The sequence below is a fragment of the Halorubrum orientale genome (assembly GCF_059623105.1).
The window spans coordinates 64,461-84,589 of record NZ_JBSPSR010000004.1; the positions used below are offsets into that span (position 1 = coordinate 64,461).

A 20,129-nucleotide genomic window follows, 5' to 3' on the forward strand; every position below is an offset into this window, starting at 1 on the left:
TCGACGACCACGTCGGGAGTCCACCGTCGCTTCGGCCGGAGTCCGGCAGTGATTGCCGTAACTGGCAGTTATATCCGGCTCAAGAGATATGCGCTACATACATGACACGCGGGTTTAGGACGCAGAGCCTCCACGCCGGTACGACACCTGACCCGGCAACGGGGGCGCACGCGACGCCGATCCACCAGACGACGTCGTACGTGTTCGAGGACGCAGACGTGGCGGCGGACCGCTACGCCCTCAGAGACGACGGCGACGTTTACTCCCGCGTCTCGAATCCGACGGTCCGCGCGCTCGAAGACCGCCTCGCCGTGCTCGAAGGAGGGTCAGGGGCCGTTGCCACCGCGTCCGGCATGGCCGCGTTCGACGCAGCCGTCACAGTGCTCGCACAGACCGGCGACTCTGTGGTCGCAAGCGCGGAGATGTACGGTGGCACGGCGACGTACCTCGAGACAATCGCGAACCGACGGGGCATCGAAACACGTCTTGTCGAGACCACCGACTACGCGGCGTACGCCGACGCGATCGACGAAACCACCGCCTTCGTCCACGTGGAGACGCTCGCGAATCCCTCACTCGTGACGCCGGACCTCGAGCGTGTCGCCGACATCGCCCACGATCACGCAGTCCCGCTTTTTGTCGACAACACGTTCGCGACCCCGGCACTCTGTCGGCCGGTCGAACACGGCGCAGACGTCGTCTGGGAGTCGACGACGAAGTGGATCTCCGGGAACGGTACAACCGTCGGGGGGATCCTCGTCGACGGCGGTACGTTCCCGTGGGACCATCCCGAGGCGGACTACGCAGAGCTCTCCGGGGAATCACCAGCATTCCCCGTCGACTTCGTCGACCGATTCGGCGACACGGCCTTCGCGAACGTCGCCCGCCAGCGAGGCGTTCGTCCAATCGGCGGCCAACAGTCGCCGTTCGACGCCTGGCAGACGCTTCGGGGCGTCGGGACGCTCCCGCTTCGGATGGACCGCCACTGCGAGACGGCCCGATCCGTCGCCGAGTTCTTGCGGGCGGACGACCGCGTCGACTGGGTGACGTACCCGGGATTCGACTCGCACCCGACACACGAGAACGCGGCGCGGTACCTTGACGGCTACGGGGGAATGATCACCGTCGGCCTCGCAGGCGGGTACGAGGCGGCGAAGACGCTGTGTGAGTCCGTCGAACTCGCGAGCTTCCTCGCCAACGTCGGGGACGCGAAGACCCTCGTTATCCACCCCGCCTCGACGACCCACGCACAACTCGAAGAACCGGCACAGCGAGCCGCCGGGGTCACTCCCGACATGGTTCGGCTCTCGGTCGGCATCGAGGCTGCCGACGACGTAATCACCGACCTCGATGCCGCACTCGAGACGGCAACGGCGACGGCAGCGAGTAGATCGCGACACGACGAGGGGGCGTAATCGTGGCCGCGACACCCACCGATGCCGGCGTCGCCTCGCTCGGGTCGTTCACCTTCGCGTGTGGACAGTCGATCCCGGAGCTGACCGTCGCCTACGAGACGTACGGCGAGTTCGACGGCGACAACGTCGTATTAGTGTGTCACGCGCTCACCGGTAGCCAGAACGTGGCGCGCACGCCAGACCGTGGGGCTGACGCCGGACAAGCGGGCCAGGCTCGTGCGTGGTGGGACGACGTCGTGGGCCCGGGGAAAGCCATCGATACCACGGAGTACTACGTGGTGTGTGCAAACGTCCCTGGATCGTGTTACGGCACGTCTGGCCCGTCGAGTACGCGCCCTGCCGACGTCGACCTCCCAGGCGACGACCCCGGCCACGACCGGTGGGGAACCGCGTTCCCACCGGTCCAGATAGCGGATTGGGCGCGGGCCCAGCGCCGACTACTCGATCATCTCGGGGTCGGCCGACTCCGGGCAGTCGTCGGCGGGAGCGCCGGGGGGATGAACGCGCTCGAGTGGGCAAAACGCTACCCCGACGACGTCGACCGGGTCGTCCCGATCGCTGCCGCGGCGCGGCTCGACGCACAGTGTCTCGCGCTCGATGCGGTGGCGCGGCGGGCGATCCGGTCGGATCCGAATTGGTGTGGTGGCGACTACTATAAGACGGATCACCCCGACCCTGACACCGGCCTCGCGCTGGCGAGACAGATCGGACACGTGATGTACCTCTCGAAGGCGTCGATGGCCCAGAAGTTTGGCCGACGCTCGGCGGGTCGCGACTCGCTGAGCCGCGACGACGGTGATCTCGGACTCGAAGCCGACCCGGCGGCCGCCTTCTTTCCGTACCGCGAGGTAGAGTCGTACCTCGATTACCAAGCCGACGGGTTCAGTGACCGCTTCGACCCGAACAGCTACCTCTATCTCACCCGCGCGATGGACGAGTACGACTTGGCGGCCGGATACGGAAGCGACGCAGACGCGCTCGCTGCCTTCGAAGGCGAGGCGCTCGTGATGAGCTTCACCGGTGACTGGCACTTCACTGTCGAACAGTCCGCCGCGGTCGCGTCCGCGTTCAGAGACCGCGAGGTACCGGTTGCCCACCACGTGATCGACTCCGATCACGGTCACGACGCGTTTCTCGTCGAACCGGAACACGTCGGCCCCCCACTGCGCGACTTCCTCGACGCAGGCGTCGACGGACGGGCCGTCGAGGACCACAACGGTGACGAGACCGCGCGTGAAGCGGTCGACGGCGACGACCGCGACCATGCGCCAGTACACGCCAGTCTCTTCAAAGGGTAGGCACCAATGGGCGACTGAGCCGGTCGCTGGCAGTTGAATCCGGAGAGCTTAGCCCGTGTCGCTGCGTTCGCCGACAACCCACCGGTCGGCGTAGCGTGCGCCACAGGCGCAGTGTGCGTACGCGTGGATCACGTCGCCGTCGGCGTAGCGTCCGCCGACCGCCTCGTTCTGCTCCTCGGCGAACGCGAGGACGAACCGGACCGCGTGATCCTCATCGACTGCGGCGACGGTCTCTTCGGCGGCGTCTTCGTCGGGTGTCGCGTCCGCGTTCGCATCTGGACAGACGCCGGCGTCGAGCGATCGAGTGATCGTACCGGACGTTCCCATCGCGTCCCCCGCGAACGACATCGCGTCCATCCCGGTTCCCGCCGCAAACGCGTCGCGGCCGGTTTCGCCGTCGAGAACGAGTTGGACACCGTCGTCGGTTTCGGTACCAACGTCACGAAGTCGGGAATCTTCCTCAAGGAAGACGTCACTGAGATACAACACCACGTCGTCAAGGCGGTCGCCAGCGAGGAACGCAGCCAGGTCGCTCATGCACGTGAGAGACCGTTGGTGGGTAAAAACGGCGCGGCTCGGGACAGCGGCGTCACCCGCAGAATAAGGATCGGCAAAAGGTTTATCAAGGGACCTCGAGATCCACCAGATGATGAGCGCGCGCACACCGACAGGAGACCGGCTCGCGGAGTGGGCGGCGCTGGTCGACGAAACCGTACCCGAGGACCGCCGACCCGATGAGTCCGACGACCGGTGACCCTCCAAGCGGACACGGTCACCTCGCGAGATCACTTCCACCTTGCTTCGCGAACCCTTTAGACGGAGCACGCCGAAGATTGGGTGATGGCGACCGAGGCTGATGGGTTGACACATCCGCTGGTAGTCGATGGCTTCCTCGAGCGTCGCCGATACCAGCTCCAGCTGGCCGATGCGGCGGGCGAAGCCCACACACTCGTGTGTCTGCCGACCGGCCTCGGTAAGACGACCGTGAGTCTACTCGTCACGGCCCGACGACTCCACGAGGCCGGCGGAACCGCACTGTTGTTGGCGCCGACGAAGCCGTTGGTACAACAGCACGCCGAGTTCTATCGGGAGGCGCTTTCGATCTCCGACGACGAGATCGCCGTGTTCACCGGTGAGGTGTCGCCCGACGACCGTGCTGCGGTCTGGGACGACGCTCGCGTCGTGATCGCGACCCCACAGGTCGTCGAGAACGACCTCGTCGGGAACCGGATTAGCGTGCAAAATGTCACCCACATCACGTTCGACGAGTGTCACCGCGGCACGGGCGACTACGCGTACGTCTACATCGCGGAGCGCTACCACGCTGACGCCGCCGACCCGCTCGTGACCGGTATGTCGGCCTCACCGGGCGGCGACACAGACGAGATCGAGACCGTCTGTGAGAATCTCGGGCTCCAGAACGTCGAGGTGATGACTGAGGCGGACGCCGATGTCGACGAGTACACCCACGACACGGACGTCCGCTGGGATCGGGTGACGCTCCCCGAGCCGGTACTCGAGATCCGCGACGCGCTAAACGAGGTGATAACCGACCGACTGGAGTCGTTGAAAGGGCTCGGGGTGACGAACAAGACGAGCCCGGACCTCTCACAGCGCGACCTCAACCGAATGCGTGGCCAGCTCAAACAGATGATGGATAACGACCAGTCCGATGGGTACACCGGGATGTCCACGCACGCGGAGGTGATGAAGCTCCGTCGCGCCGTCGAGCTCGTCGAGACGCAGTCGGTAGAGTCGGTCAGACGCTACTTCGAGCGCCAGCGCGAGGCTGCGCGCTCGTCCGGCGCCTCGAAGGCGAGCCAACGGATGGTCGCAGACCCGCGGGTCCGAGCCGCGATGCGAAAGGCCGAGTCGTTCGACGGCCTCCATCCAAAGTTCTCGAAGGCGCGGATCTTACTCGCGGAGACGCTGGGCATTCAGGGCGGCGACCGAGCGATCCTGTTCACCGAGTCGCGCGACACCGCGGAGGCGCTCGTCGAGTTTCTCGACGCCAGCTTCGACGTCCACAAGTTCGTCGGTCAAGGTGATAAAGAAGGCTCCGACGGGATGACCCAGACTCAACAGCAGGAGACGCTCGATGACTTCCGCGACGGGGCGTTCGAGGTGCTCGTCTCGACGAGCGTCGCCGAGGAGGGCCTCGACGTCCCCGAGGTCGACCTCGTCTGTTTTTACGAGCCGGTGCCGACGGCGATCCGGTCGATCCAGCGCAAGGGACGGACTGGCCGGCAGGCTGAAGGACAGGTCGTCGTGCTCATGGCCGAAGACACCCGCGACGAGGCGTTCTTTTGGATCTCGAAGCGGCGGGAAAAACAAATGACCCAACAGCTCGCCGAGCTCAAAGCCGCCACCGACGACGTTGAGGCCGCCGTCGACGACGGCCAGGCCGGTCTCGACGTGTTCGCCGAGGCCACCGACGAGCAGGCGGCGGACCACCCAGCCGACGACGAGGGGAGCGACACGGCGGCGACCGACGCCGGCCTCATCGACTTCGCCGCAGAAAGCCGTGAAAACGCCGGAGGTGGCGCAGGCGACGGAACAGACGACAGCGACGCGGTCGATGCAGTAGACGATAGCGACGACGGCATCGTCGCAACCGCCGGCCGCGAGACGGGTGTTGAGGTCGTTGTCGATCAGCGCGAGCTCGACTCCACGATCGCGAAGGACCTCTCGACGTGGGATGGGCTTACCACGCGGCTCGAGACGCTGGCGGTGGGCGACTACGTGCTCTCTGACCGTGTCGCCGTCGAACGCAAGTCGGCAGCCGACTTCGTCGACTCTGTACTCGATGCGGACCGGTCGCTGTTCACGCAGGTTGGCGAGCTCTCACGTGCGTACGCCAGACCGACGGTCGTCGTTGAGGGATCGAACCTCTACGGCCAGCGCAACGTTGAGCCGAACGCGATTCGCGGCGCGCTTGCGTCACTCGCAGTCGACTTCGGGGTGAGCGTGCTCCGGACCGAGAGCGAGGCCGACACCACCGCCCTGCTCGCGACTATCGCTCGCCGTGAGCAGGAGACGCGGGACCGCGAGGTGAGCGTCCACGGCGAGAAGACGACGAAGACCCGCACGGAACAACAGGAGTACGTCGTTTCTGCTATCGCCGACATCGGTCCGGTGACTGCCCGATCGCTTCTCGAAGCCTTCGGCTCGGTCGAGGCGGTGATGACTGCCGACGAGGAGCGCCTGCAGGAGGTCGACGGCGTGGGCGAGGTGACGGCCGAGCGAATCCGTGAGGTCGTCGCGAGCGCGTACGACGCGGGTGAGTGATCACAGCTCGTACGTCTCGCCGTCGACCGCGAGCGGCTCCTCGAAGGCCTCGTCGGGCGGGTAGTAGTGCGCGAGGTGGACGAGCCGGGTCTGGTCGGCCTTGAGCTCTGTGGCAAGTTCGAGCGCGCCCTCTCGGGTCATGTGCTTCGTGCCGAACGTGCGGGGGACGCCGGCGTCGGTCTCGTGACGGCCCCCGATCGGGTGGCTCGCACACGCTGACGCCGGGACGATCGCGTCCGCTAAGAGGAGGTCGGCGTTGGCGAGGGCCGTCCGCGACCGAGCGGGAATGTCGTAACTCGTGTCACCGGTGAGCGAGAGCTTCGCGCCCGTCTCGGGGTCAACGACGACGAGCCCGAAACACCGGAGCGGCGGGTGGTCGACAGGGACAAACTGCACCCGTAATCCGCACGTCTCGAAGGGCGCGAACGGCTCGCGCGCTTGAACGCTGATCCGGTCGCCGAGGTAGTCGTACTTCCGGCGTATTGTCTCGGCGACGCTCTCGTTCGTCGCAGGGTCGGTCTCGCTCGGTGCGTGCACTGGGAGGCCGTCGACGAGCCGATAGACGTTGCCGAGGCCGTCGAGGTGGTCGAAGTGGATGTGCGTGACGAGCCCGGCGTCCGGGAGTGCCACGTCGTGGTCCAAAAACTGCCGGCGGAAGTCGGGGCTAAAATCGATGAGTAGCGACTCGCCAGTCCGTTCGTTGGCGACGTGGACCGAGAAGCGCGACCGAGAGACCCCGCGCTCGCGGGCCGCCTCGCAGGTAGCACACGCACACCCCACGGTCGGCGTCCCCGTCGTGTCTCCTGTACCGAGCAGCGTGACCCGCATCTCGTCACACGCTCCATCCCACACGGACTTAGCGTCGGTGGTCGGCGGTCGCGTACCGACACCCAACGTATAACCCGCCACCGCCCGAGCCCCGCGATATGCACGACAGCAGCACGCTGGTTCTCGCCCGACTTCCTTCGGGTGTGCCAATTCGCACGACCGTTCACGTCTACGGCGAAGGAACGCTCGTCGACGGCGAGGGCGGCCCCACGCTCGTCGTCCCCGACGACGCCGGCCCCGTCGTCTACGCGCAAGCGGCCCAACACGGACGTGAGGTGAACGGGACGGCCGTCTTGCGTCGACTCCACGACCGACTGGTCAACGGGTCGGTGACGGACGACGGTCACGAAGCTGACGACGGAGCCCTCACCGGAACGCTCGTCTCGGTTCCTGTCGCAGACCCACTGACGTTCGATCACGTCTCGTACACGACTCCCGAAGTGCTCGACTCGGTGTCGCCGAACATGAATCGGTGTTGGCCCGGAGATGAAGACGGAACCCTCCATGAGCGGATGGCCGCCCGGCTCTGGCGGTTCGTGCGAGACGCAGACGCCGTCGTCGACCTCCACACAGGGTCCTCTGAGATGCTTACCCACACGGTCTACCTCCGAGGTGACGCCGACTGCCGTCGGCTCGCCGAGGCGTTCGGGACCGACCTGTTGTTAGCCGAGGCCGCAGGCGACGACGCCGACACGGAGTGGAGCGAGCGAAACTTCGACGGAAAGCTACGCGTCGCCGCCAGCCGGCGTGGAATACCGACGATTACGCCAGAACTCGCCCACAGCCGACAACTCGTCGAATCAGCCGTCGAGACGGGTGTCAAGGGAGTCATCGGCGTGTTCGAGTCGGTGGGCGCACTCGACGGTGAGCCGGAGCCGTGGGACGGCACCGTCGCACGCAACCACCTCGGCAGAGTCACCGCTGTCGACTCTGGGTTGTTCCGCCCGGCAGCCGGGCTCGCGATCGGGGACTCGGTGGCTGTCGGCGACGCGCTTGGAGAGGTGTACGACCCGACAACGTTTGAGACGCTCCAGCGACCAGTCGCCGACCGGGACGGGATCGTTTACACCGTGGCCCGCGATGCGACCGTCACAGCCGGCGCAACGCTCGTTGGCGTCGCCGAGCGGATCGACGACTGACGGCTCACCGCACTCGTATCTGGCCGTCGGCGCCGACCGTAACGTACAGTTGTTCGCGGACCTCGCGGCCGTACACCGCGTCGCCGGCGCGGTCACCGATCGTCTTCATCAGGTCGGGAGCCGTCTTGTTCACTTTCACGCCGGCCGCATCACAGGCGTCGTACACGCGCTTTGGGGCGTCATAGAGGTCGGTCCCCGGGGGGATTTCGACGTGGACGGGCGCGGCAAGCGCCTCGGCGAACGCCACCGTTTCTCGGGCCCGCTCGACATTGTCCCGCGCGCTCGCCTCGACGCTCGAGACGTTCGCTCGGGAGGTCCCGAGGCGCTCGGCGATGACGGCCTGTCTGAGCCCCTGCTCGCGGAGCGCGAGCACCTCGGCCTGGCGTTCGGTGAGCACACCCGCGTCGGCGTCGAACCCGGCGTGGGCCAACAACGCCGCTGCGTCGACGTCTTCGGGGTCCGGGGGCTTCGCCGGTCGACCGGCGCTGTCGGTCTCGCCGTCGTCGGGGGCGGGCGAGGCATCGTCTGCGACCATACCAGACGTAGGGCGGCATCGGTGAAAAAACGGTGGATCGGAGCGATCAGTCGATCAGAAGACAGGTGCATCGAGAGGCCCCAGGGTGTTTGGCTGGGCCGCAAATCGGCGGCGTATGGACTGTCCGTAGGCGAGCCGCGCCCCGAACGAGGCTAGCGGCCCCAGAAGTTCTCGCGGCTGCCGAGCCGCTCTCGGCCGCTGGATCGCGTATCGTCTGTGCCGTCCGTCTCGTCGGCCTCCGCGTCAGCGGGTTCTTCTATGTCGTCGCCGTCAGCCGGTTCGTCGGGAAGCCGTTCGACGACCTCCTTTGCCGTCGCGTGGCTCGATTTGACCCGGTGTATCGCCACGACTGCGCGGGCCGGCGGGAGCAGGCCATCGACAAGCACGATGAACCCGTCCTCGGTGCGACCGACACCGGCACCGCTCTCGTGGATGTCGTCGACCTCGACGACGACCTCCTCACCGGGCTGGACCGGCTGCTGTTTGAGCTCGTATATCGGCATGTCATAGTGATTACACCACTCGGCACCGCCTTTGTTGCCGTAGTGTTGACACCCCATCCCCTGGATTCGTTCGTCGAAGCTGGGGCAGTCGTCGGCGAGTGGACAGTCCGCCATACAGGAGGGAGACCGGCCGCCGTTGTAAACGTTTTCGGGTCTCAGAGCCGATACTAGAGGAACTCGCGGACCTCGGAGTACCACATGTCGTGGTAGTCGACCGCCCCGACTGCCTCGGCGACGTCGACGGCGATGGCGTGCCAGCACCGTGCCATCGGGTCGTCGGGGTCGAGGTTGTACGTCGCATCGGCACAGTCACACGCCCCGTCCTCAACGACGTACTCGTCCTCGTGGCCGACGACGATAGTAAAATCGCGATATCGTTTCACGCGCCCCTCAGCGACGGCCTCAAGGGCACGCTGGCCGCGGTCGCCGTGGTCGGCGACGATCGCGGCTGCGATCGGGCCGGTGAGCTCTCCGGCCTCCACGATCGCTGCCCGCCAGTCGTCGGCCGGCTCCATGTCCCGCCGTTCTCGGGCAGCCCGTTAAATCCCGTCGGTTACTCGAGAACGACGAGGACCTCGTCCATATCGACGCTGTCACCCACCGCGACGTGGACGCCGGCGACGGTGCCACCGCGGTCGGCCACAACGTCGTTTTCCATCTTCATCGCCTCCAACACGCAGACGACGTCGCCGGCGGCGACCGTGTCGCCTTCGGCGACTTCGACCGAGAGGATCGTCCCCTGCATCTCGGCGTCGATCGTCTCGCCGCCGTCACCGACCTCGGAGCTCGACGGACCGTCGTCGGTGCCCGGCTCTCGCGAGGGTCGTTCAGGTGACGGCGCCGGGGCAGTGTCGCCCGTCTCACCGGGATCGATCGGCGGTGTGTCGTGGGCCGCCAACTCGACGTCGAATCGCTTCCCGTTCACCTCGACGGTGTACGATCGCTCGGTCGCGGCAGCGTCGTCTGACGCCTCGGTCGGAGCGGTGGACGTTCCCCACCGCGTCTGGGCCTCGGCTATCCGGTCGGCGTCGACGGACTCGTCTAGGTACTTCGTCGTGTGGGTGCCCGCACGGAACCGGTCGTCGTCGATCATCAGTCGGTGAAACGGGACGATCGTCACGACGCCCTCGATGGCGTACTCCGCGAGTGCCCGCCGGGAGCGTGCGAGACACTCCTCGCGGTCGGCCCCCCACACGATCAGCTTCGCGATCATGGAGTCGTAGTCGGTGACGAGTTCGTCACCCTGCCGGAGCGCGTCGTCGACGCGGACGCCGATGCCACCCGGTGGGTCGTACACATCGAGACGACCCTCACTCGCCGGCTGAAAGTCGGCAGCCGCGTCCTCGGCGTTGATCCGGAACTCTATCGCGTGGCCATCGATCGAGACGGCCGACTGGTCGAGCGTCAACCCGTCGCTGGCCGCGATCCGGAGCTGTTCTTTGACGATATCGATCCCGGTGAGCGCCTCGGTGACGGTGTGTTCGACCTGAATACGAGTGTTGACTTCGAGGAAATAAAACGGGGTCTCTGGGCCGAGCGGCTCATCGGGGTCGCGGTCGGGGTCCTCTTCGACGAGGAACTCGACGGTCCCGGCGTTGGTGTAGCCGGCGGCGGCGACGCCTCGGCGAGCCGCCCTCCCGATGCGCTCGCGCAGGGCGTCGGAGAGCGCCGGGGACGGTCCCTCTTCTATCACCTTCTGGTGGCGGCGTTGTAGCGAGCAGTCGCGCTCACCGAGGTGGACGACCCGTGGCTCGCCGTCGTCGCTGGCATCGGTGTCCGCGATCACCTGAACCTCCACGTGCCGCGGCGTCTCGAGATAGCGCTCAAGGTAGACGGCATCGTTCGAAAAGTATGCCTCGCCTTCACGGCGCGCCGCCTCGAGTTGTGTCCCAGCCTTCGCTGGTTCCGTGACGATCTTCATCCCGCGGCCGCCGCCGCCGCCCTCAGCTTTGATCGCGATTGGGTAGCCGTGGGTCTCGCCGAACGTGTGGACGGCGTCGACATCGTCGATCGGCTCCGTCGTCCCGGGGACGATCGGCACGTCGGCGCCAGCCATCACCCGGCGAGCGGCGGTCTTCTCGCCAAGTTTGGTCATCGCGTCGCTCGACGGGCCAACCCACGTGAGCCCATCAGTTTCTTCGACTCGGGCGGCAAACGCGGCGTTCTCCGCAAGGAAGCCGTACCCGGGGTGGATCGCGTCGGCATCCGCTGCCAGCGCGGCCTCAACGATCGCCTCGCCGTCGAGGTACGAGTCGGCCGCGCGCGCTGGGCCGACGTTGTACGCCTGGTCGGCGGCGCGCACGTGGCCGGCATCGGCATCCGCGTCGCTGTAGACGGCGACCGTCTCGACACCGAGTTCGGCGCAGGCCCGCATCACGCGGACGGCGATCTCGCCGCGATTCGCGACCAGTACCGTGTCGAACATCGTGCCGCCCACTTCTCGGAAGGGAAACCTCACTCTGTCGGTCCGCGGCCGTTAAGTCGATGCCAATCGAGCGACTGGCTATCGATGCTCGCAGCAGAGAATCCGTACATGTTGCCGGCGGTGCTCCTCGGCGGTGCCGTCTACCTCGGGCTCTCCGTGGCGACGGACCTCTCGATCGTGGTCCGTGTAGGCGTCCTCGTCGGACTCGCGATCGTCGCGCCGATCGGGCTCAACACGGTCGTGCGTGCGGTTCGTGGCGGGTCGTCCTCGGCAGCAGATGAAGAATCAGACCGAGTGGGAGAGACAACAGACAGCCCCGTCTCGGGCGAGGGGTCCGCATCGGCCGTCGACGAGGGCGAGGACCTGCACTAATCCCTGATCAGAACCGGTCGCTCCGGCCGGCAGCCGTCCAAGGGTCCGAGGGCGCGGTCTCCGGAACCCGCGCCGGGCGGCCGCGGACGGCCGACAGCCGTCCCGCAAAGCTCCAGCGACGATCGGTCCACTCGTCGACGTGCCCGTCGGTAGCTGCCGCCGCCGCGGCCACGGCGCGGTCGTGACGGTGGGCGGCTATCACGGCGGCGATGGCCGCCGCTTCGTCTGGAGTCGGAGCCGGCGAGAACCGGATGTTGTCTGGTGTACCCGCACCCACCGCTGGCGTCGACGTGGTGGTTCGGTCGTCGTGATCAGTGTCGTCGCCGGGGGCGGTGTCGTCGTCGCCGGGGGCGGTGTCGTCGTCACTGTGTTCGATGTCGTCGACGGCCATCTCAGATCGGCAGGTTGCCGTGTTTCTTTTCAGGGTTCTCGGCGCGTTTACCGCGCAGCATCTCGAGGTCGTCGATCAGCCGAGCGCGGGTTTCGGTCGGTTCGATCACGTCGTCGACGAATCCGCGGTCGGCGGCGGTGTAGGGATTCGCGAACTCTTCGCGATACTCTTCGATGAGCTCCTGGCGGTGTGCTTCGGTGTCTTCGGCCGCCGCGAGTTCCTCGCGGTAGAGCACGTTTACCGCGCCCTGTGGCCCCATCACCGCGATCTCCGCGGTGGGCCAGGCGTAGTTGACGTCACCACCGAGGTGTTTCGACGCCATCACACAGTAGGCACCCCCGTACGCCTTGCGAGTAATAACGGTCAGGAGAGGGACAGTCGCCTCAGCGTAGGCGTACAGCAGCTTCGCACCGTGACGGATGATCCCGCCGTGTTCCTGGTCGGTGCCAGGCATGAACCCAGGCACGTCCTCGAAGGTAAGTATCGGGATGTTGAACGCGTCACAAAACCGAACGAATCGCGCACCCTTCTGGCTGGCCTCGATGTCGAGGGTGCCGGCGTTCACGCGGGGGTTGTTTGCGACGATACCGACGGAGTGGCCATCGAGCCGGGCGAACCCAACGAGGAGGTTCGACGCGAAGTTCGCGTGGACCTCGAAGAACGACCCTTCGTCGAGGACGCCGTCGATTACCTCGCGCATGTCGTACGGCTTTCGCGGCGCGTCCGGGACCACCGCCGTCAGCGACTCGTCGGCTCGGTCGGGGTCGTCCCACGGTTCGACCCGTGGCGGGTCCTCGACGTTGTTGGCCGGGAGGTACGAGAGCAGGTGCGCGATGCTGTCGAGTGCGGCCTCCTCGGACTCCTCGGCGACGTGTGCGACCCCGGAGGTACCGGTGTGGGTGACTGCGCCGCCGAGTTCTTCGAAGCTCACCTCTTCACCGGTGACCGTCTCGATGACGTCGGGGCCGGTGATGAACATGTGAGAGGTGTCGTTCACCATGAAGGTGAAGTCAGTGATGGCGGGCGAGTAGACGGCGCCACCGGCACACGGTCCCATGATCGCCGATATCTGTGGAACCACCCCAGAGGCCTCGGTGTTCCGTCGGAAGATCTCCGCGAAGCCGGCGAGTGAGGCGACGCCTTCCTGGATCCGCGCGCCCGCGGAATCGTTGAGCCCGACGATCGGGGCCCCAACCTCAACGGCCGTATCCATCAGCTTACACACTTTCTCGGCGAATACCTCTCCGAGCGAGCCTCCGAAGACAGTGAAGTCGTGCGCGAACACGAACGTCTTTCGGCCGTTCACCTCGCCGTATCCGGTGACGACGCCGTCGCCCGGAAGCTGCTGTTCTTCCATCCCGAAAGTGTGGTTCCGGTGGGTACGGAACTGGTCAAACTCATGGAACGTCCCGTCATCGACGAAGTACTCGATTCGCTCGCGGGCGGTCAGTTTCCCCTTCTCGTGTTGGGCGTCGATCCGGTCCTGGCCGCCGCCGTTTGCGGCTCGTTCACGGCGGTCCCGCAGCTCCTCTATCCGGTCCTCCATCGTCACGTCGGACCACCCTGCGTCATTATCTGAGGGGTCGGCGAGCGGCGGCAAAAGGATTCCCCTCTCCGACGAACACCCAATAGACGATCGTCGAATATCGTGGTGGGTAGTCACACTATGCACCAACAACTCACGCACGTGCCCGACTAGCCAGCTATGTCGTTCACCGTCGGATCTCGCGCACCGGAGTCAAGCAGGCATCGGTATCGGCCTAGCTCCAGGAAAGGCGTCGACGTCGACGTCGGCGAACGAGCGGCGAGCCGGCGTGGCTTCGGCCACACGAAGAAAACCGCCGCTGTGGGTGTCTCACACGGGCGTCTGGGCTTCGACGGTTTTAAGCGTCCGATGGGCCTCTCTCCGATGAGACAGGCTTCGCCTGTTTCACTGACCCGTAGGAGCGACCTGCGTACTACGGAGGTGAAAATGGCAGACACAATACAAGAGGCCGTGACCCTCGCACTCGACGAGGCCCCAGAGCGGAACTTCCGCGAGACGGTGGACCTCGCCATCAACCTGCGAGACCTCGACCTCAACGATCCGTCGAATCGCGTCGACGAGTCCGTCGTGCTGCCGGCTGGAACTGGACAAGAGACACGCATCGTCGTCTTCGCGGAGGGTGAGACCGCCGTCCGCGCCGCCGACGTCGCCGACGAGGTCCTCGACAGCGAGGAACTCGCCGACCTCGGTGACGATGACGACCGCGCAAAGGACCTGGCCGGCGACACCGACTTCTTCGTCGCCGAGGCCAACCTGATGCAGGACATCGGTCGGTACCTTGGTACCGTCCTTGGTCCGCGCGGTAAGATGCCGACGCCACTCCAGCCGGACGACGACGTCGTCGAGACCGTCAACCGAATGAAAAACACGGTGCAGCTCCGCTCCAGAGACCGGCGCACGTTCCACACGCGCGTAGGTGCCGAGGACATGACCGCCGATGCGATCGCTGACAACATCGACGTTATCGTCCGTCGGCTCGAGGCCGACCTCGAGAAGGGGCCGCTCAACATCGACGGGATCTTCGTGAAGACCACGATGGGTCCCGCGATGGAGGTGCCCGTATGAGCTCCGTTCGCCAGACTGAGACGATCCCGGAGTGGAAGCGCGAGGAGGTCAACGAACTCGTCGACTTCGTCGAGTCGTTCAATTCCGTCGGGGTCGTCGGCGTCACCGGCATCCCGAGCCGACAGCTCCAGGCGATGCGCCGTGACCTCCACGGCTCCGCCGACCTGCGCATGAGCCGCAATACGCTCATGACGCGCGCGCTGGAGGCAGTCGGCGATGGCGTCGACGAGCTGACCGACACCGTCGCCGGACAGGTGGCGCTCATCGGAACCAACGACAACCCGTTCGGGCTCTACAAACAGCTTGAGGCCTCGAAGACGCCGGCACCGATTAACGCCGGTGAGGTCGCCCCGAACGACATCCTCATTCCAGAAGGTGACACTGGCGTTGACCCCGGGCCCTTCGTCGGCGAGCTCCAGACCGTGGGCGCGGCTGCGCGCATCATGGACGGATCCATCGTCGTCACCGAGGACTCCATGGTCCTCGAAGAGGGGGAGGTCGTCGACGAAGACCTCGCGAACGTCCTCACCGAGCTCGGCATCGAGCCGAAGGAAGTCGGGCTCGACCTGAAGGGCGTGTACTCAGAGGGCGTTCGTTTCGAGCCGGACGAGCTCGCAATCGACGTCGACGAGTACCACGCAGACGTCGAGTCTGCAGCCGCCGCAGCACGGAACCTCTCCGTCAACGCGGCGTACCCGACCGCAACCACCGCGGGCACCCTGCTCGCGAAGGCGTCGAGCGAGGCGAAGGCCGTCGGGCTGTTCGCCGAGATCGAGAGCCCGGACGTCGTGCCCGACCTGATCGGGAAAGCCGACGCCCAGCTCCGCGCGCTCGCCGCGGCGATCGACGACGACGAGGCGCTCCCCGAGGAGCTCCGGGGCGTCGAAGCCGCCCCGGCCCCCGAGGCCGAAGCCGACACGGCCGACGACACCGACGAGGAGACAACCCAAGACGTCGAGGAGACCGACGACGACGCCGACGAAGACGACGGCGACGACGGCGGCGAGGGACTCGGCGCGATGTTCGGATAACACGAGGATACACCAATGGAATACGTATACGCAGCACTCATCCTGAACGAGGCAGGCGAAGCGCTCACTGAGGACAACATCACCGGCGTGCTCGAGGCCGCCGGCGTCGACGTCGAAGAATCCCGCGTCAAGGCGCTCGTCGCCGCGCTGGAGGACGTCGACATCGAGGAAGCCGTCGAGACGGCCGCCGCGGCGCCCGCAGCGGGCGCGGCCGCAGGCGCAGGCGGTGCCGCCGAGGCCGACGAGGAGGAAGCCGAAGAGGAGGCCGAAGAGGAAGCGGCCGACGAAGACGACGACGAGGACGAAGACGACGAGGCCGGCGGCGAGGGTCTCGGCGAACTCTTCGGCTGAGCCGGCGACACCGACTCACGCCACTCGATCAGTTCTACATTTTTATCAGACACAGAGCGGCCGCGCCGGTCGTCGACACGCATCCGAGAACCAGTACCAGCCGACTATCCATCCGCAGCGGTGGCGCGCGCCTCGTGAGGTCGCCGCAGGCGGCCTCACGAGCGCGTGCGAGGGATGAGCGAGGGAGCGAAGCGACCGAGCGAATCGGCTGGGGAGGGTGTGGCGCGGTATGTAGTGTCCGGAGCTGGTAGGTCGTCTCGGTCGCACCATCCACAGCAACGGATATGAGCGAATCGGCTGGGGAGGGTGTGGCTGAAACTGCGCCCGCGTGTCGCGCGGTCGTGTTGTTCACACGGCCACCACACACATAGAATCGGCTGGGGAGGGTGTGGCCGTAAGTAGTGTCCGGATATCGTGCGTTCCTGTTGGTTGCACTACCACTGTCACATACGGATTGAGGAGGGTGTGGCGATTTGGTGTCTGGGTGTCACAGGGTCGTACTGCTCAGGTCAATCACACAGCACCCACACACGCACTTGACGCGACTCCTCCGGTCACTCAAGAGACCCCACACGATCTGTCGACGACGACACACTCACTCATCGGCCTCACTACCCTGCTCGCCTGCGGGGAACGCACCCGTCTCGACCGCCTCCTGGTAGCGTTCGACGGCTGACCGCATCTCGGCGCCGACGTCACCGAACTGCTCGGCGAACGGCGGCGACCACTCACTGAGCCCGATCACGTCAGTTATCACGAGCACCTGCCCGTCACAGTCGGGGCCCGCGCCGATGCCGATCGTGGGGATCTCGAGCGTGTCCGTCACAGTCGCTGCAAACGCCGGTGGGACGTGTTCTATCACGAGCGCGAACGCACCGGCGGCCTCGTGTTCGACAGCGAGATCAAGGATCTCGGCGGCGGCCTCCTCGTCGGTGCCTTGTTTCGTGTACCCGCCGAGCTCGTTGACTCGCTGTGGAGTGAGTCCGAGGTGTGCCATCACGGGGATGCCGAGTTCGGTGAGTCGCCGGGTGAGTTCGACCGTGTGTGGTCCACACTCGAGTTTCACCGCGTCGGCACCCGCCTCGGCCAACAGCGCGCCTGCATTGCGGATCGAGTCGGCCTCGTCGACGCCAAACGAGAGAAACGGCATATCGGCGACGACAAGCGCGTCTGTGACGGTTCGCGTGACGGCCGCGGTCCGGGCGCGCACGTCGGCCATCGTCACCGGCAGTGTCGAGTCGTATCCCATGACGGCGTTTCCCATGCTGTCGCCGACGAGGATGACGTCGATTCCCGCCTCGTCGACGATGGCGGCAGTCGGGGCGTCGTACGCCGTGAGCATCGTGATCGGCTCCTCGCGGTCCCGGAGGCTCCGCGTCGTGGTCATCGATCGAGCGTGGGTCCGCTGGCGATTAAAACCGCGGGGTCCCGCGGTCAAGGGTCACCACGACGGCCAGTCCTCGAGCCGGTCGACGACGACCGCCACCGATATGCACCCCGGGGCGGTAGCTGAGGCGTGCAACCGGTCGAACGGACCGAAGTCGAGGGCGTCGACTACGGCTGGGTGATGCAGACGACGTTCGTGGTGACGATCCTCGTCGGCGCCCCGGTCGTCGCCGTGCTCTCGACGGGCGTCACACTGGAGACGTGGGGGGCCCGCGCCGCGTTCGCCGTGCGCGTCGGCGCGCCGATCTGGTTCCTCACCGCGGTAGCGGTCGCGACCTACGCGAAGCGGACGGACGCGGGCGACGGCGGCACGCCAGCTGCGTCGGAATCCGAGCGGGACGGTCCCGACGACGACCGCGACGACGCGTAGTCGGCGACGCGCGTGTGCCGGCAGCCGACGCCAGCTCCCCCCGAGTCGCTCACCGACCGAGCGCCTCAGAGACGGTCGCAAAGGGCACGCCGGCCCGGTCGGCGGTGAGTCGGTCGCTCGCAGAATCCCCGACGAAGAGCGTCCGTGCCGGCTCGACACCAAGCGCGTCGATCGCCGCGAGCAACGATTCTGGCTCGGGTTTGTGCGTCGCTGCGGTGTCACGACCAACGATGGCGTCGACGTGATCCGCGAGGTCGTGCGTCTCGACGGCGACCCGACAGGCGTCCTCGCAGTTGAGCGAACAGATAGCGACCGGTCGGTCGGCACCACCGGTCGCGAGCCAGTCACCGAGCGGGAGGCGGTTGGACGCGCGCGCGCCAGAGCGCTCGTGGCCGGCGATCGTCTCCTCGACCGCATCGTGGACCCCGTAGTCGGCGGCCGCATCGAGTAAGGTCCACAGGTCCGCTGTCGGAGCGACGAGCGCGTTGGCGGCGTAGGTGCCAATCACGTCGTCGGCGACCGCGTCCCAGTCGACCGCGAGGTCGACAAGCGTACCGTCGAGGTCGTACACGACCGCGTCTGGTGCGTGGAGCGCGTCAGACGCGGCTGTCTCCTGTGCGTCGAACATGTCAGACGCAGCTGCATACGGAGCGTCAAATTCAGATCGGTGCTCGGCATCGTTCGATCCCTCAGTGTCGGTCGGGCCACTGGAGCCGTCTGGGCCGGGTGACGGTGTGGGCATTAGCCGTCTCTACGAGCCCGGCGGTGACGTGATTTCGGGTCTGTGCTGCCGGCGCACTGTCGACTCACGGCTCACGGAGCCACACGACCAACTCCTCAGTGTCGACGTCAAGTCCGCCGCCCTGAGCAAACGTCGGCCCCCCACCGCCACCGCCGCCGAACACCTCGGTCGCCGCCGAGACCACCTCGCCTGCGTCTACGTCGGCCTCAGAGGTAGCCGCGATGACGAGGAACGGCGCGTCGCCCTCGCCGACGACCGCGGCCACGTCTGGGCCGTCTTCGGTCTCGAGTAGCGCTGTGGCGGGCTCTCGGAGGTCGTTCGGGTCGGCGTCGGCGATGGTGCCGACCGCCCACCGCTCATCCGCCCGCTCGACGGTTGGGAGGTCGGCGAGTCGCGCGGCGAGGAGGTCGCTGCGGGCGTCTCGAAGCGCGGACGACAGCCGGTCGGTCTCGTCTGTGAGACGCTCGACCGTCGTCGGTAGCGCCTCGAGGCTGCTGTCGGCTGCCGCGGCAGCGTCGCGGGCCGCCTCGTGGACCGTCGCGGCGCGGTCGATGGCGTCCGGTCCGACCGCGAACTCGACCCGAGTCACCCCTTCGCCTGGGTTCGACCGATCGAGGACGGTTATCGGTCCGATCGTCGCCGTGTTCGTGACGTGGGTCCCGCCGCAGGCGGCCACGTCCCAGCCGTCGATCGTGACGACGCGAACGCTGCCGCCGCCCATCGCGCCCTCCTCTGTCTTGGTGTTGAACGCGATGTCGTCCAGTGCGCGCGCCTCCTCGACCGGGTGTGTCTCCCACGAGACGTCGCGGCTCTCCCACACCGCACGATTTGCGAGTCGCTCGAGCTCGACGAGCGCCGCGTCGTTGAGCGGCTCGTCGCTCGTGAGGTCGACGCGGACCTTCTCCGGGGAGATATCAAATCCGGCGTAGCCGAGTCCAGTGCAGATCCGTCTGGCCGCGCCGTAGAGCACGTGTGAGGCGGTGTGCGCTCGCGTGCAGTACGTTCGAAACGCGTCATCGACGATCCCGGTCACCGTGTCGCCGGGCTCGGGAAGCGCCGCAAAATCGGCTGTACCGTCGAGGTGATGTACCACGGTGCCGTCGTGCGCCTGGACGTCTTCGACTGCGAGGCCCGCGATCGTCCCCCTATCGGCCGGCTGTCCGCCAGACGCAGCGTAGAAGTACGTCTCCTCAAGGACGACCGCGTGGCCGTCGACCGCCTCCACCGTCGACTCGAACTCGCGAACCGCCGGCTCGGCCGGCGCACGTGATGCCGTCATCGTCAGAGCGTTAGTCGCCGGCGATAAATAGATACGCGGCGCGTTGGTCGGGTGACCGGTGACGACGGGACAACCCAGCGAGGACAACTCGACCGGCGACCCCTC

At 66.6% G+C, this 20,129-nt stretch carries 20 protein-coding genes; 9 read left to right on the forward strand and 11 right to left on the reverse strand.

Translation table 11 applies throughout. The annotated features are described in order from the left end of the window. The first annotated feature begins 101 nt into the window (after positions 1 to 101). Together ACWUI7_RS05175 and metX are read left to right on the forward strand one after the other, a co-directional pair. The gene (locus ACWUI7_RS05175; protein ID WP_496641162.1) at positions 102 to 1,415 is read left to right on the forward strand and encodes an O-acetylhomoserine aminocarboxypropyltransferase/cysteine synthase family protein; all 1,314 of its coding nucleotides are present in this window, start codon (positions 102 to 104) and stop codon (positions 1,413 to 1,415) included. 2 nt (positions 1,416 to 1,417) lie between these two features. After that, positions 1,418 to 2,713, forward strand: a complete 1,296-nt coding sequence (gene metX / locus ACWUI7_RS05180) for a homoserine O-acetyltransferase MetX (RefSeq protein ID WP_496641163.1) — start codon at positions 1,418 to 1,420, stop codon at positions 2,711 to 2,713. Positions 2,714 to 2,761: 48 nt separating this feature from the next. Here the strand turns inward: metX and ACWUI7_RS05185 are convergent, their stop codons facing one another. Then, complete coding sequence (locus ACWUI7_RS05185; RefSeq protein ID WP_496641164.1) at positions 2,762 to 3,250, reverse strand: DUF5807 family protein; 489 nt, start codon at positions 3,248 to 3,250, stop codon at positions 2,762 to 2,764. A 303-nt stretch (positions 3,251 to 3,553) separates the two neighbouring features. On the opposite strand from ACWUI7_RS05185, the gene ACWUI7_RS05190 reads away from it, so the two are divergent. Further along, complete coding sequence (locus tag ACWUI7_RS05190; RefSeq protein ID WP_496641165.1) at positions 3,554 to 6,001, forward strand: DEAD/DEAH box helicase; 2,448 nt, start codon at positions 3,554 to 3,556, stop codon at positions 5,999 to 6,001. On the opposite strand, the gene ACWUI7_RS05195 is transcribed toward ACWUI7_RS05190, so the two are convergent. Next, the gene (locus ACWUI7_RS05195) at positions 6,002 to 6,829 is read right to left on the reverse strand and encodes an MBL fold metallo-hydrolase (RefSeq protein ID WP_496641451.1); all 828 of its coding nucleotides are present in this window, start codon (positions 6,827 to 6,829) and stop codon (positions 6,002 to 6,004) included. Between the two features lie 98 nt (positions 6,830 to 6,927). Between ACWUI7_RS05195 and ACWUI7_RS05200 the strand changes: the two genes are divergently transcribed. Continuing rightward, positions 6,928 to 7,968 (forward strand): succinylglutamate desuccinylase/aspartoacylase family protein, encoded by a 1,041-nt coding sequence (locus tag ACWUI7_RS05200; protein ID WP_496641166.1) that lies wholly within the window; start codon positions 6,928 to 6,930, stop codon positions 7,966 to 7,968. A 4-nt stretch (positions 7,969 to 7,972) separates the two neighbouring features. On the opposite strand, the gene ACWUI7_RS05205 is transcribed toward ACWUI7_RS05200, so the two are convergent. The 4 genes from ACWUI7_RS05205 to ACWUI7_RS05220 form a co-directional block, all read right to left on the reverse strand. Continuing rightward, positions 7,973 to 8,503, reverse strand: coding sequence for a Tfx family DNA-binding protein (locus ACWUI7_RS05205; protein ID WP_496641167.1), 531 nt, complete (start codon positions 8,501 to 8,503; stop codon positions 7,973 to 7,975). A 152-nt stretch (positions 8,504 to 8,655) separates the two neighbouring features. Further along, positions 8,656 to 9,120 (reverse strand): TRAM domain-containing protein, encoded by a 465-nt coding sequence (locus ACWUI7_RS05210; RefSeq protein WP_496641168.1) that lies wholly within the window; start codon positions 9,118 to 9,120, stop codon positions 8,656 to 8,658. A 53-nt stretch (positions 9,121 to 9,173) separates the two neighbouring features. Further along, positions 9,174 to 9,521, reverse strand: a complete 348-nt coding sequence (locus ACWUI7_RS05215) for a hypothetical protein (RefSeq protein WP_496641169.1) — start codon at positions 9,519 to 9,521, stop codon at positions 9,174 to 9,176. Positions 9,522 to 9,559: 38 nt separating this feature from the next. Beyond that, the gene (locus tag ACWUI7_RS05220; RefSeq protein ID WP_496641170.1) at positions 9,560 to 11,431 is read right to left on the reverse strand and encodes an acetyl-CoA carboxylase biotin carboxylase subunit; all 1,872 of its coding nucleotides are present in this window, start codon (positions 11,429 to 11,431) and stop codon (positions 9,560 to 9,562) included. A gap of 84 nt (positions 11,432 to 11,515) precedes the next feature. Between ACWUI7_RS05220 and ACWUI7_RS05225 the strand changes: the two genes are divergently transcribed. Further along, positions 11,516 to 11,803 (forward strand): DUF7987 family protein, encoded by a 288-nt coding sequence (locus ACWUI7_RS05225; protein ID WP_496641171.1) that lies wholly within the window; start codon positions 11,516 to 11,518, stop codon positions 11,801 to 11,803. 7 nt (positions 11,804 to 11,810) lie between these two features. On the opposite strand, the gene ACWUI7_RS05230 is transcribed toward ACWUI7_RS05225, so the two are convergent. Together ACWUI7_RS05230 and ACWUI7_RS05235 are read right to left on the reverse strand one after the other, a co-directional pair. Continuing rightward, positions 11,811 to 12,194, reverse strand: a complete 384-nt coding sequence (locus ACWUI7_RS05230; RefSeq protein WP_496641172.1) for a DUF8022 family protein — start codon at positions 12,192 to 12,194, stop codon at positions 11,811 to 11,813. 1 nt (position 12,195) lies between these two features. Continuing rightward, a complete protein-coding gene (locus ACWUI7_RS05235; protein ID WP_496641173.1) occupies positions 12,196 to 13,740 on the reverse strand; it encodes an acyl-CoA carboxylase subunit beta in 1,545 nt (514 codons plus the stop codon). 426 nt (positions 13,741 to 14,166) lie between these two features. Between ACWUI7_RS05235 and ACWUI7_RS05240 the strand changes: the two genes are divergently transcribed. Genes ACWUI7_RS05240 through rpl12p form a run of 3 tightly spaced genes read left to right on the forward strand, consistent with a single transcriptional unit; the run spans position 14,167 to position 16,187 of the window. Next, on the forward strand, positions 14,167 to 14,805 hold the full coding sequence (locus ACWUI7_RS05240; RefSeq protein WP_496641174.1) for a 50S ribosomal protein L1: 639 nt from the start codon (positions 14,167 to 14,169) through the stop codon (positions 14,803 to 14,805). After that, a complete protein-coding gene (locus ACWUI7_RS05245; RefSeq protein ID WP_496641175.1) occupies positions 14,802 to 15,836 on the forward strand; it encodes a 50S ribosomal protein L10 in 1,035 nt (344 codons plus the stop codon). Before ACWUI7_RS05240 ends, ACWUI7_RS05245 begins: the two co-directional genes overlap by 4 nt. A gap of 15 nt (positions 15,837 to 15,851) precedes the next feature. Then, positions 15,852 to 16,187: a 50S ribosomal protein P1 gene (gene rpl12p / locus ACWUI7_RS05250; protein WP_496641176.1), complete on the forward strand. Its 336-nt coding sequence runs from the start codon at positions 15,852 to 15,854 to the stop codon at positions 16,185 to 16,187. A 595-nt stretch (positions 16,188 to 16,782) separates the two neighbouring features. On the opposite strand, the gene panB is transcribed toward rpl12p, so the two are convergent. After that, the gene (gene panB / locus ACWUI7_RS05255) at positions 16,783 to 17,574 is read right to left on the reverse strand and encodes a 3-methyl-2-oxobutanoate hydroxymethyltransferase (RefSeq protein WP_496641177.1); all 792 of its coding nucleotides are present in this window, start codon (positions 17,572 to 17,574) and stop codon (positions 16,783 to 16,785) included. A gap of 129 nt (positions 17,575 to 17,703) precedes the next feature. Between panB and ACWUI7_RS05260 the strand changes: the two genes are divergently transcribed. Beyond that, entirely contained in the window at positions 17,704 to 18,003 is a 300-nt protein-coding gene (locus ACWUI7_RS05260; RefSeq protein WP_496641178.1) for a DUF5822 domain-containing protein, read from the forward strand. Between the two features lie 49 nt (positions 18,004 to 18,052). Here ACWUI7_RS05260 and ACWUI7_RS05265 read toward each other — a convergent pair whose 3' ends face one another. Further along, positions 18,053 to 18,631, reverse strand: coding sequence for an HAD family hydrolase (locus ACWUI7_RS05265; RefSeq protein WP_496641452.1), 579 nt, complete (start codon positions 18,629 to 18,631; stop codon positions 18,053 to 18,055). 178 nt (positions 18,632 to 18,809) lie between these two features. After that, a complete protein-coding gene (locus ACWUI7_RS05270) occupies positions 18,810 to 20,024 on the reverse strand; it encodes an alanyl-tRNA editing protein (RefSeq protein ID WP_496641179.1) in 1,215 nt (404 codons plus the stop codon). Between the last annotated feature and the right edge of the window lie 105 nt (positions 20,025 to 20,129).